General features: G+C 55.5%; 9 protein-coding genes. All 9 read right to left on the bottom strand.

Annotation, left to right across the window (positions count from 1 at the left end; translation table 11 throughout):
• Positions 1 to 97 precede the first annotated feature (97 nt).
• Positions 98 to 841, bottom strand: a complete 744-nt coding sequence (locus ACESMB_RS02985) for a response regulator (protein ID WP_372970874.1) — start codon at positions 839 to 841, stop codon at positions 98 to 100.
• 33 nt (positions 842 to 874) lie between these two features.
• Entirely contained in the window at positions 875 to 1,591 is a 717-nt protein-coding gene (locus ACESMB_RS02980; RefSeq protein WP_372926635.1) for a sensor histidine kinase, read from the bottom strand.
• Positions 1,588 to 3,231, bottom strand: coding sequence for a tetratricopeptide repeat protein (locus ACESMB_RS02975; protein WP_372970873.1), 1,644 nt, complete (start codon positions 3,229 to 3,231; stop codon positions 1,588 to 1,590). The genes ACESMB_RS02980 and ACESMB_RS02975 overlap by 4 nt, the downstream gene beginning before the upstream one ends.
• Entirely contained in the window at positions 3,228 to 6,746 is a 3,519-nt protein-coding gene (locus ACESMB_RS02970) for a NahK/ErcS family hybrid sensor histidine kinase/response regulator (RefSeq protein WP_372970872.1), read from the bottom strand. Before ACESMB_RS02970 ends, ACESMB_RS02975 begins: the two co-directional genes overlap by 4 nt.
• A gap of 52 nt (positions 6,747 to 6,798) precedes the next feature.
• Positions 6,799 to 7,305: a hypothetical protein gene (locus ACESMB_RS02965; RefSeq protein ID WP_372926638.1), complete on the bottom strand. Its 507-nt coding sequence runs from the start codon at positions 7,303 to 7,305 to the stop codon at positions 6,799 to 6,801.
• A gap of 97 nt (positions 7,306 to 7,402) precedes the next feature.
• A complete protein-coding gene (locus ACESMB_RS02960; protein WP_372970871.1) occupies positions 7,403 to 9,172 on the bottom strand; it encodes a sodium:solute symporter family protein in 1,770 nt (589 codons plus the stop codon).
• Positions 9,173 to 9,178: 6 nt separating this feature from the next.
• Positions 9,179 to 9,442, bottom strand: coding sequence for a DUF4212 domain-containing protein (locus ACESMB_RS02955; RefSeq protein ID WP_372926640.1), 264 nt, complete (start codon positions 9,440 to 9,442; stop codon positions 9,179 to 9,181).
• 207 nt (positions 9,443 to 9,649) lie between these two features.
• Positions 9,650 to 10,360 carry a 3'-5' exonuclease gene (locus ACESMB_RS02950; RefSeq protein ID WP_372926641.1) on the bottom strand — a complete coding sequence of 237 codons (711 nt, stop codon included), beginning with the start codon at positions 10,358 to 10,360 and terminating at the stop codon, positions 9,650 to 9,652.
• A gap of 17 nt (positions 10,361 to 10,377) precedes the next feature.
• Positions 10,378 to 12,294 (bottom strand): putative nucleotidyltransferase substrate binding domain-containing protein, encoded by a 1,917-nt coding sequence (locus ACESMB_RS02945; RefSeq protein WP_372926642.1) that lies wholly within the window; start codon positions 12,292 to 12,294, stop codon positions 10,378 to 10,380.
• Between the last annotated feature and the right edge of the window lie 133 nt (positions 12,295 to 12,427).

Below are 12,427 nucleotides of genomic sequence, written 5' to 3'. Positions count from 1 at the left end.
AGCGCCGATGGTAGTGTGGCTTCTGCCCATGTGAGAGTAGGTCATCGTCAGGCTCTTAATACCCAAAACCCCGACAGCGTCAGCTGCCGGGGTTTTTTTATTGTCTGTCCACTTCCACGAGTTCCACAAGGCTACCCACGATATCCTGCATCACAGCCAATTGTCCGTTGAAGCTTTCAAATGTCATCGACAGGTCTCGCAGTTCCATACTGAAAAACAGAATGACACCAGCAAGACCGACGATGCTACCCAATCCCAGCCACTTGACGTGACGGCGTTGTTTGTCGAGGCTCTGCTGATGCATAGCTTCCATTCCTGCCAGACTCTGGCGCAGATGTCTGAGCTCGTCGTGAGTTTCCTCATAGGCAACCTCCAGGGTGGCCAGCCGGCCTGTCAGGCGCCGGGTATAGCTTTGTTCGATGACCTCGTCGGCCACACTGTCAACTATGGCGGGGTCGGGCTCAGCCGAAATGTCTGTCAGGATTGCTTCGATAGTCCTGAGTAGCTGGTCCCGGTTGACCTGTTTGCCGATGACACCAGCGGCACCACGGGTGTTGGCTTCCTGTCGGTAGCGGTCCGCACTCTGGGATGTGTACATGAAAACGGGAATGTGCCTCAGTTCAGGGTCCGCCTTGATAACCTCCAGGGCTTCAAATCCATTCATCCCGGGCAATAGGTGATCCAGAAAAACCAGATCGAAGGTTTCCTCGCGAAGCTTTTCAAGGCCTTCCTCTGCGGTTGCGACGCCCCGTGAGCTCAAGTCGGCACGTTCCAGCAGGCGGGCAAGGATGATGCGTGCTGTCGATGAGTCATCGACGATCAGTGCGTGACCTCGAGCCATGAATTTTCTTCCTGAAGGTTGGGCTTTTATCCATCATGGTAGCCAGATTTCGAATACGCCACCAACAAGGGGACCATCATTATGGAGCTTGATAAATCCGTGGCGATTCCCTTCGCTGTGCAATTGAGCAACCGATGACGCGAAGAATAGCCCCAGGCTGGTGCTCCCGCTCTTGAAGTCCAGGGATTTGAAACTTGGTGTGCCGCTGTGTTGCATGTTTTCCGGGTAGCCATCACCGTCATCTTCAACACCGATCACCAGAAATCCCTGTTGTTCCGACGCAGTCAGTTTGATCCGGCTCTTGGTATATCGAAGGGCATTGTTGATGGTGTTATTGAGCACTCCCGTCAGCAGGTCCTCATCGAAAAAACCGTTGATGTCATCGGCCTCGATTGTCAGCCTGATACCCAGCCCGTCAAGAAGCGGGGTATGCCGCGCCATATGTTCGGATAGAAAGTCGGGAACAAAGTGTTCTTCAATGTGTGCCGACAGGTTGTTTTCACCAAGCCGGTAAATACCAAGCAGTTGCACCAGGTCATTGTGCATACGTTCAGCTTCGTACTGCAGCGTATTGAAGCGTGGCGACTCTCCAATCGACTGTCCCTGTTCCTGCCGTAACTCGTCCAGAGAATTCAGAAGCATACCCAGGGAGTTCTTCATATCGTGGACAGCGGATGCCAGCACCATGGAAAAATCGATGCCTTGAGACTGCCGTAACTGGGCAGAGGTGTCGTGGTTGTTGGTGCTCATGACTTCATTCCTTCCAGTTTTTTACGCAACGACATCAGACGACGGTACTGCCGGTGTTGTTCGGGTAATCCCGAGAGTCCGGCAAGGTGCTTTTCACAACGCTTCAACAGGTCGCGATCATCCGGTGTTTCCTGGTGCTTCTTCATCAGTACCTGAACAAGGTTGAGGTTCAGTGCCGCGTGTGAGGGCACTATTTCCAGGGCGTTGCTGAATGTAGTGACGGCCTCATCGAGCTTTCCTGCCTCGAACGCCTTGATACCGTCCCGGTTCAGGGACCGGGCCTGCAGTTTTTGCCGGAAACCGACCGGTTCGTCCAGCAGATTCTCGATCTTCTGCAGTAACGGCGGATTATCGTGGCAGCGCTTGGCAAGCGCTGCCAGCAGAGCCTTAGCTTCCTCGTCCTCGCCCAGCCTGAACAATGTCTTGGCATAATCGAGACCTGCTTCCGGGTCCATGAGCTCGGGATCTCCCAGTGCGCCTGCAACACTCTCAATGGCATTACGGGCTTCGGTCATCTTGCCCTGGCCGGCATGAACACGGGATTGCACGATACGGCTTCTGACCTTGACGTCTTCCTGATCAGCGAAACGTTTTTCCATTCTCCGCAATATCGCCAGAGCCTCATCGGCATGGGCCGAACCTTCGTCCGATGTATCACTTTCACTGAGATCTGATAGTGAGTGCCCCAGTGCCAGGTAGTGTTCAGAGCTGTCGTGAATGGAGTAGGTGCCAAGGGTAACCGTTTGTCGCCATGCCTCTGAGGCCGTTGACATGTCCTGATTGGACGTCGCCAGTGTGGCAAGGTGCTTTTGTCTGAAAAGGGCATTGGGAGAGTGCTCTGCGGCCTTCTCGAGAATCTGCTGTGCCTGTGTCGGACGCCCCTGTTTTTCCAGTGCCTCGGCCAGAAGATCATAGGCTTCCATGTAATCGGGGTGTTTGGTGACCAGTTCCTTGAGCGTTGTAATTGCCTCATCGTAATTCTGGTTGGCCAAGAGTATTTTGCCCCGCCCCAGCCTGGCCCAGGAAAGATCCCGCTGGGCCATCACGTCGTCGTAGATTTTCAGGGCGTGGCTGAAGTCGCCTACCTGGTAGTACAGATCGGCGAGGGTTTTCATCAGCCAGGTCTTGTAGCGGGGTTTTGCCGGAAGTGCCTGAAGGCACAGGGAGATGGCTTCCGGAAAGTTTTCACGGTCGATCTCCCGATTGATGGGGAGCAGGGCGTTGCGCTGCGTGACCAGGCCGCTGAGCCGTTTCTCCAGCATGGCTCGGTTGATGGGCTTGGTCAGGTAGGCATCCGGCTGGTATTCCCTAGCGCCCATCACCATCTCTTTGGACGTTTCTGCCGTGACCATCAGGAATAGCGAGGAGCGTTTCAGGAGCTTCTTGTGTCGGAGTTCTTCCAGGATGTGCTGTCCGTTCTTGCCCTCCCCGAGGTTGTAATCGCACAGAACCACATCGACATGATTGTAGGAACAGTACTGGATGGCCGTAGAGGCGTTGGGCACGAGTTCGATTTTGTCGGCGCCACAACTGCGCAACATCTGCCTCATGGAGAGACGAAAGTTTTCAAAATCGTCGACGACCAGGTAGCTCAGTTTTGCGAAGGTATTGCCGATAGCACTGTCGCTTGAATCTGTCATGGGCGCTTCTGTTTGAGTAACTTGTTCACCACGGCCCTGAGGGCCGCCGGTTTCACAGGTTTGTAGAGAATCTGATAGCCCCTGTTGATGGCGTCTTCCCTGACATCCGGAGCCATGTAGCCGGTAATAAGTATGCCAGGTATATCATTGGTAGCCTCTTCTCTCAATGAGTCCATTGCATCAAGGCCGTTACGGTTGTCATCAAGCTGATAGTCCGCAAGTAAGATGTCAGGCTCGGTGCCATTGAGCTTGTAGCGTGCATCTTCGAGGCTTTCGGCCGTGGTTACGTCACACTGCCAGTTGTCCAGTAGTGCGCTCATACCGTGAAGTATGGTCGGATCGTTGTCGATGCACAGCACGTGTAGCCCACCCAGGCTGGAGAGGCGCCGGGATACAGTGGCGGGTTTGGTGGCATGCTGTTCGCTGTGTTCAGGGGCAGCGACAGGCACGGTAATGCTGAACACACTGCCCAGGCCCTGAACGGACTGAACGTTTACCGGATGGTTCAGCATGCCGCAGATACGGTCCACGATGGCCAGCCCCAGCCCCAGCCCCTTTTTGTCCCGCCCCTGCTGGAAGCGACGGAATTCTTCAAAGATGTGGGCAAGTTGATCGTCCGGAATGCCGGGTCCGGTATCCCAGACTTCAATGCGGATATAGCCCTTCAGCCGACGACAGCCGAGCAGAATCTTACCGCTGGGGGTGTAACGGATGGCATTGGACAGGAAGTTCTGGATGACGCGCCGCAGCAGTTTGGAGTCGGATCTTACCCAGGCACTGCTGGGCACCACGTGCAGATCCAGCCCCTGATCCTTGGCGATGGCAGAGAAGTCGGTTGCCAGGTGGCGCATGATGTCATTGACGGGGAATACGCCGATATCCGGTTCCAGTGCGCCGGCATCCAGTTTGGATATATCCAGCAGGGTGCTGATGATTTCCTCGGCAGCACCGAGAGAGCTGTCAATGTGATCCACCAGTTCTGTCATTTCCGGGTCACGGGCTTTGCCGGCCAGGGCCGAGGTGAACAGCCGTGCTGCGTTCAGTGGTTGCAGCAGGTCGTGGCTGGCAGAGGCGAGGAAGCGGGTTTTACTCTGGTTGGCCTGTTCGGCAACCGACTTGGCCTTGAGCATCTGCTCGTTGATGACTTGTAGCTCCTGGGTACGCTCCTTGACCCGCTGTTCCAGATAGATGTTGGTTTCTTTCAGCGCCTGCTCGGTGCGGCGCATGGCGGTAATGTCCTGGAACGTAGTCACATAGCCCCCACCCGGGATCGGACTGCCGTCTATTCGCAGTACGGTGCCGTCTGGGCGCTGGCGCTCATACGACATCGGCAGACCTTCACGCATGCGGCTGCAGCGGTCGGTAATAATCTCGTCGATACGTCTTGCTTGCAGGTTTGCATTGGTCAGGTTGTAGCGCATCAGATCTTCCACCGGCCGGCCAACACGCACGAAGCCGCTGGGATAGCTGAATTGTTCGAGGTAGCGCTGGTTCCATACCACCAACTGCTGTTGATGGTTTACCACCGAAACCCCAAGGCTGATGTTCTCGATGGCCGACTGCAGTAGCTCCCGGCTGAATGTCATGGCCTGGGAGGCCTCATCGACGATGCTGACAACGTCCTCGATCTGCATGTCACGGCCCGTGAGGGTGGACTCGAGCACAACCCTCGCCGTCGACGCGCCGATGACCGAGGCCAGCTGGCGCTCGATAAATTTCATCAGGTGTGAAGACGCGGGGCGATGAACATGCAATCGGATGGCATTGCGCCGCTCGTAGTTGCGGAAGATGGCTTCCGCCCGTTCCTCTCCCATAAAGCGGTCGGCGATGGCCTGCAGGTCGGAGGTGAGGATTTCACCCTGCCAGCTCTGCTGCTGGGGTGTTTCGGCCTTTGGCTGTGGGTCCTGGAAGAAAGATGCAATCTGGATCTTTTCACGTACCCGCTGTCGGGTGAGCATGGACAGCACGATGTAGGTGATGGTGTTGATGCCAAGGCTCCAGATAATGCCATGGCTTGTCTGGTCCAGTTCGAGTCCGAACATGGCTGTGGGCCGGGTCCAGTTGAGTCCCCATAGTCCGTGATCGATCAGGGTATCACTCAGCCAGCCTGTTGAAGCCAGCGCCGGCAGAAGCAGCGTGTAACACCACATCAGGAACCCCAATCCGAGACCCCATACCGCGCCAGTGTGGTTGCCTCTGCGCCAGAGGATGCCCCCCACTAGGGCAGGGCCGAACTGGGCGGCCGCAGCGAACGAGAGGAGCCCGAAGGCAGTCAGGCTGTAGTCTTCCCCTGCCATCCGATAGAAACCATAGGCAGTAAACAGAACCACGAAGATGGCGACCCGCCGGATACTCAGCAACAGGTAGCTGAGATCCGATCGTTTGTTCATGCCGGGGTGGAAGAACTTCAGCAGTGCCGGCATGATGATTTCGTTACTGACCATGGTCGCAATGGCCACGGAACAGACAATGACCATCGCCGCAGCTGCCGATCCGCCCCCAAGGAACGCGAGAATGGCAAGCCATTGCTCGCCGGCAAGAATGGGTAGGTTGAGAATCAGTACATCGGGGTCCGAGGAACTGGCTTCCGGTGACAGCAGTCCTGCCGCAGCAATGGGCAGTACAAAGGCACTGGCGATAATCAGGTAGATGGGCATGGCCCACCGGGCGGTCTCGAAATCCCGGTGGTCGGTGTTTTCCACCACCATCACGTGAAACTGTCGCGGCAGGCAGATAATAGCCAGCATGGCCACCAAGGTCTGGGTGATAAAGGCCGGGGCCTCAATGCCGTCCGTGGTGAGGGTGCCTACCAGCCCTGCATCGCTGACTTTGCCCCAGAGATCACCGAAGCCACCGTAAAGTCCATAGCCGACAAAAAGCCCCACTGCCACAAAGGCGACGATCTTGATCAGCGACTCGAAGGCAACGGCCTGGATCATGCCGCGATGATGTTCGGTGGATTCAAGGTGCCGGGTACCGAACAGCACGGTAAATACCGCAAGTACCAGAGTGATGTACCAGGCAGAGTCGTTCCAGGCGGCCGTGCTCAATTCGGTATGGGCAGTACCGGAGTCCGAGAGCACGGTGAAGCCCATGGAGATGGCTTTCAACTGGAGCGCAATATAGGGAACGCTGCCAATAAGCGCGAAGATCGCGACCATGGCCGCCAGGGATTGTGATTTGCCATACCGTGAGGCAATGAAGTCGGCAATAGAGGTACTGTTATTGCGTTTACTGATGAAGATGATACGGCGCAGAAGTGGCGCGCCGAATACAAACACCAGTAAGGGGCCGAGATAGATGGGCAGGAAACCCAGCCCCTCCTGGGTTGCACGGCCTACAGCCCCGTAGAAGGTCCAGGAAGTGAAGTAAACCGCAAGGGAAAGGGCGTAGACATGGGTTCTGGCCCAGCGCCGGCGATAGAGCCCGGGATGGCGGTCACCAGCCCAGGCAATGGCAAACAGCAGCGAGATGTAAGTGATCGAAATGAGGACTAACAGCCAGCCACTGAGCATAAACAGGCTTTCCCAGAATACGTTGAACAGACGTCAGGTCAGGTAACCGGATCTACTGGTTGCAGGCCAGCTCCAGCAATTGATCGTCTTCGGACAATGTTCGGAGTGCACTGGTGTCCAGGGTCTGTTCGCCCTTGAGGGGGACCAGCTCACGCGAATCACAGTTTAGCAGATACATTTTCTGTGACACCGCGTCGGTGTATGACTGCTCGAAGCGGTAAAGGCTGAAGCGGACAATATTCTGTTCAGGGTTGTCCACCATGATGCTGTTGGTGTCCAGAACGGTAAAGGCGGCTACCTGCGGAACAACATAGGCCCATGGCCGCCAGGGCGCTCCATATTTCTCTGTGCTGACGACCACAGCCTCTTCCGGAAGTTGGGTCTGTTTGAGCTCAAACCAGGTGTACTCCATGTATATCAGGTAACCCAGCATGCCAGCGCCGGCAAAGGCGGGGATTATCCACTTTGGCGCCTTCTTGCGGGTGATGGCGCGTATACCCAGGGCGATGCCGGCAGCGCCAAGACCGCAGAATACGGTTGCCACGAAAGTCCAGAACATAAGATTGTTTCCTCGAAAAAAAACGGGCTTCCCCAGTGAGGAAGCCCGTTCAGGTTCAGCCCGTCAGATTCTCATCTGTCGTTGGCTGACGTGTTGCTTAGTGGTCAACAGATTTACCGGCACCGCGTGGGTAGCGGACACTTTCGACCAGTTCCTGAATCTCAACGGGCGGCTCTTCGGTCGCGTTGGAGACCGTGAAGGCTACCGCAAAGTTGATGATTGCACCAACTGCACCGAACGACAGCGGGGAAATACCCAGCAGCCAGTTGTCTTCAGTGTTGGGCAGATTGTTGGTTTCCGGGATAAAGAACCAGCCGAGGTAGATAAAGATATAGACCAGAGTGGAAATCAGGCCTGCCAGCATGCCTGCAATGGCACCTTTATTGTTCACTCGTTTGGAGAAGATACCCATCATCAGAGCAGGGAACAGCGACGCTGCCGCGATACCGAAGGCCAGAGCCACTACCTGCGCCGCAAACCCGGGAGGGTTGGCGCCAAGATAGGTGGCCACCACAATGGCAATGGCCATTGAGATACGTGCCGCCAGTAGTTCCCCCTTCTCCGATATGTTCGGATTGAAGCCACCCTTGATCAGGTCGTGACTCACCGCAGACGATATGGCCAGCAACAGACCAGCCGCCGTCGACAGTGCCGCAGCAAGACCACCGGCAGCAATCAGGCCGATAACCCAGCCTGGCAGGTTGGCGATCTCGGGGTTGGCGAGTACCAGTATATCGTTGTTGTAGGTGAACTCGTTGCCTTCCCAGCCTCGTGCTTCGGCCTCTTCTGCAAAGTCTTCGTTGCCATCATTGTAGTGCTGGATACGGCCATCGTTGTTCTTGTCATCGAACTGGATCAGGCCGGTTACTTCCCATTCCTTTATCCATTGAGGCCGTTGTTCGTACTCGATAGGCTGACTGTCGACACCGTCCGTGTAAATGGTCGTCATAATGTTAAGGCGAGCCATGGACGCAACTGCAGGTGCAGTCAAGTACAGCAGGGCAATGAAGACCAGAGCCCAGCCAGCAGACCAACGCGCGTCTGCAACCTTGGGTACGGTGAAGAAGCGGATGATGACGTGGGGGAGCCCAGCAGTACCGATCATCAGTGACAGGGTAAACAGAACCATGTTCAGTTTGTTGTCCACATCATCTGTGTAGTCCTGGAAGCCAAGTTCGGTAATGATCTGGTCCAGTTTCTCCAGCAATGGTACCCCGGAGTCTACGTGGGTAGAGAAAAGGCCAAGCGGGGGCAACGGGTTACCGGTCAGCTGCAGCGAAATAAACACTGCGGGAATGGTATAGGCAATGATCAGGACGCAGTACTGGGCCACCTGGGTGTAGGTGATACCTTTCATGCCACCGAGTACCGCGTAGATGAAGATTACCACCGCAGCGATGATCAGGCCCATGGTGGCATCTACTTCAAGGAAGCGTGAGAAAGCCACACCGGCTCCGGCCATCTGGCCGATTACGTAGGTGACCGACGCCACAATGAGACAGAGCACCGCGACAAACCGTGCAGTCTTGCTGTAAAAACGATCGCCGATAAACTCGGGAACCGTAAACTTGCCAAACTTACGCAGGTAAGGTGCAAGCAACATGGCCAGCAATACGTAACCACCGGTCCAGCCCATCAGGAAAGACGAGTTGGCATAGCCGCCGGCGGCAATCAGGCCCGCCATGGAAATGAAGGATGCAGCAGACATCCAGTCAGCACCGATCGCCGCGCCGTTGGTGATCGGGTGAATGCCGCCACCCGCGACATAGAAATCGCTGGTGCTACCGGCCTTCGCCCAGATGGCGATACCGATATAGAGGGCGAATGAACCGCCAACAAATAACAGGTTAATTATAAACTGGTCCATTCGATCTTACTCCTCGTGAACGCCGAATTTCTCATCGAGCCTGTTCATACGCCACGCGTAATGAAAAATCAGCCCGATAAAGGTGAGAATCGATCCCTGTTGGGCGAACCAGAACCCGAGGTCGGTTCCGCCAATAGGAATTCCGGCGACCATGGGGCGAAGCAATATCGCAAAGCCATAGGATACGAGGGCCCATACGATCAGGCTCCCGAATATCAGGCGTAGATTCGCCTTCCAGTAATTCACAGCATCGTAGTCATGACCTGACATAGGATCACTCCTGTTTTGTTGTTGTGGAGGTTGGGTGGGTTTTCTGAAATGCGTGTGTTGTAGAGAAATTATTATTCATATAGTTCTTCTCCGACTTGTTGTCCTCTCCGACTTTACCCGTCAAGCGATATATAGATATTGGCAAAAGGTCTAATTCTCAGTTATTTGCCTGCTAAAACGTATCCAAACGCGACACAGTGCAAATGATTAGTTGGGCCTATGCATGTTTTTTAATTGCCGGTAGTACTTCAGCTTTTCATTGAGCCCCTTGAGGGTCATGACGTCATTTTTATATGCCTGGTTGATGACCGCCAGCGTGAGTTCCGCAGTGGCCATTGCGTCAGCTGCGGCATGGTGTCGCGCACTGACTTCCAGACCAAAAAAGTCTGCCCAGTTGTCCAGTCCACGGCCGCCGGTTTTAGCGTCTGGAAAAAAAGCAGGGAGCATTTCCGCAACATCGATCCAGGTATGGGGCTGGGTGTAGCCCAGCGTCTGTTTCAGGGCTTTCTCCAGGAACTTCTGGTCGAATGCCGAATGGTAGGCAAGGATCGGGTCACCGTTCATCCACTCCAGCAGATGTAACAGGGCGTCTTCGGTTTCATGGCCGCGGGTCAGCGCTTCCGGGCCGATACCGTGAATCAGCACTGTTTCACTGATGTCCAGTTCCGGTCGCCTCAGGACCAGGTCGAACTGGTCGCTCATGGCGATGGCATTTTTGTCGATGGCGACTGCGCCAATAGCAATGACCTCGTCCTTTGCCGCGTTGAGGCCAGTGGTCTCAAGGTCCAGTACGATAAGCCTGCAATCAGACAGACGCTTATCACCGGCGGTTTTCGGGGTTGGCAGGTGTTCACGGTCGGGACCGCCCGTGCTGCCGGCCCTGAGCCGTTCAATCCAGTCTTTGATCTGCTCAAGCATAACAGTCGACCTGGTGGTCAGAGTTGATAGGTTACTTCCAGCTTCTGCTGCAAACGCTGGGCCTGACGGAAGGATTCACGCAGAATCCGCCGATCCAGCGGGTTGAGGTCGTCCGGGTCAATGTAGTTGGACAGGGGGTCGTCGCGTTCCAGCTGTTCCTGATGCGACCTCATCCTGATGGCCTGAATCAGGCTGTAGGCTTCCTGCCAGGCTTTGGCATCCTTGGGATCGAAAACGCCTTTCTCTGCAAGCTTGTTCATGCGCTCAATGGTATTGGCCTCGCCAACGCCATTGGCGAGTGCAAATACCCTGACGGCCTCAACGAAGGGCGCCAGCCCCTGACGTTTAAGGTCCAGCTTGTTTTTCTTTCCTTCCTGAACGTAGCGGAAATTGCGGAACATGGTCAGAGGTGGTTTGCGGGTAATAGCGTTGCCTGCCAGCATTTTCTGAAACAGGGCATTTTTGCGGATGCGGGTAAGAACCTTATCCAACAGGGCATCAAGTGGCTCGGTAGGGCCGAATATGGACCGCATGTCCAGGAATATCGAGGAGTAAACCAGGTTTTGGGGTGTCGAAGCATCAATGAACCGGATAAACCAGTCATCCCACTCCCTGCTACTGAGGCACAACTTCGGATTGCTGGCCATGATATTACCTTTACACCAGGTGAAACCGCATTCTGCCAGTTCCTTGTTGACGGTTTCCGCAAAGGGCAGCAGGTTTTCCCTGACCTGATCTTCGGTCATTCCATCGGGTACCTGGAACAGAATGCCATTGTCCTGGTCCGTCAGCAGGGTCTGCTCCTGTCGGCCCTCGCTGCCGAACGTCAGCCAGGTAAAAGGAATCCCCGGGTCGTTCTTCTTTAGGTTCAGTTCCAGCACCCGGCGCACGGTGACATCGTTGAGGGTTGTAATAATCTTGACCACCTGGCCGGAATCCGCTCCGTGGGCGAGCATGGAATCCACCAACCTCGACACATCGGTTCTCAGGCTGACCAGGGTTCTTAGATGACTGGCGGTGCCTATAGTGCGGGCGAGATTGACGAGATCCACTCGCTGCAGTGAGAACAGGTCCCGTTCCGAGACCATACCAATCAGGCGCTTGTCCTCGTCCACCACACAGATATGCGCAAAATGGTGCTCTGCCATGAGCATGGCGGCCTCAAACGCATCGGCGTGTGCTGTCAGGCAGCAGGGGTCTTTGGTCATGACCTGCCCGATGGGTGTGTCCAGGGGGCCTTTTTCTTCCGCAACCATGGTTCGCAGGTCCCTGAGGGTAAAAATACCCGTGGGGTGCCGTTCATCATCGGTGATTACGATACTGCCCACACTGTTCTCGTGCATGCGTGCAACCGCCTTGCGTACCGGAAGATCGGGCGAACACACGATAGGATTGCGAATGGCGTACCGTTCCAGCGGGGTGTCCAGGGAATTGCTAGAACCTATGGAGGCCATCGCACCGCTCTGGATTCGCTGATTAACCTGGTCGAGCAGGCTGCTTACGCCCCGCAGACAGAAGTCGCGGAAAGAGTCACTCTCGGAGAACAGCGTAACGAAAGTGTCGTGTTCAATGCTGAGACAGAAAGTGTCGCCGGAAGCGCGGTGAAGAGTGCGGGTGGGGCGTTCCCCGATCAGAGCGGCCAGGGGGAAACACTCGCCCTGGCTGATTTCAAAGGTGGTTTCCGTTTTGCCGTCCCTGTCCCGTTCCCGTTCGCCACGAATCCGGCCCTGTTTGACGATGTAGAAACGTTTGACTGCCCCGTCCTCTGGCGAAAGCACAACATCTTCGTCGGCATAGAACCGCAAGGACGCGTGTTCGGCAAAATGGGCCAGATGCGCGTCGTCCATGTTTGAAAATGGCGAATGCTCACGCAGAAAGGTCATAATTGCGCGGGTATTCTGGGGGCGTTCGCTGTCCTGGGGTGCGGCGGTCATAAACGCGCTCCGTTGTCGTTGTTATGAGTTTGAAGTGTAGACTAACTATCGGCCCTGCGGCCCTAAGATTTTCGTCTGATAGCGGATCCGTGCCGCGTTTGCGGGTCTGGTCCGCCAGCTTTCCTTTATGACG

Source organism: Marinobacter sp., from assembly GCF_041686475.1.
Taxonomy (GTDB): Bacteria; Pseudomonadota; Gammaproteobacteria; order Pseudomonadales; family Oleiphilaceae; genus Marinobacter.
The sequence above is the reverse complement of the archived record's forward strand: the minus strand, read 5'-3'. Positions and strand labels throughout refer to the sequence as shown.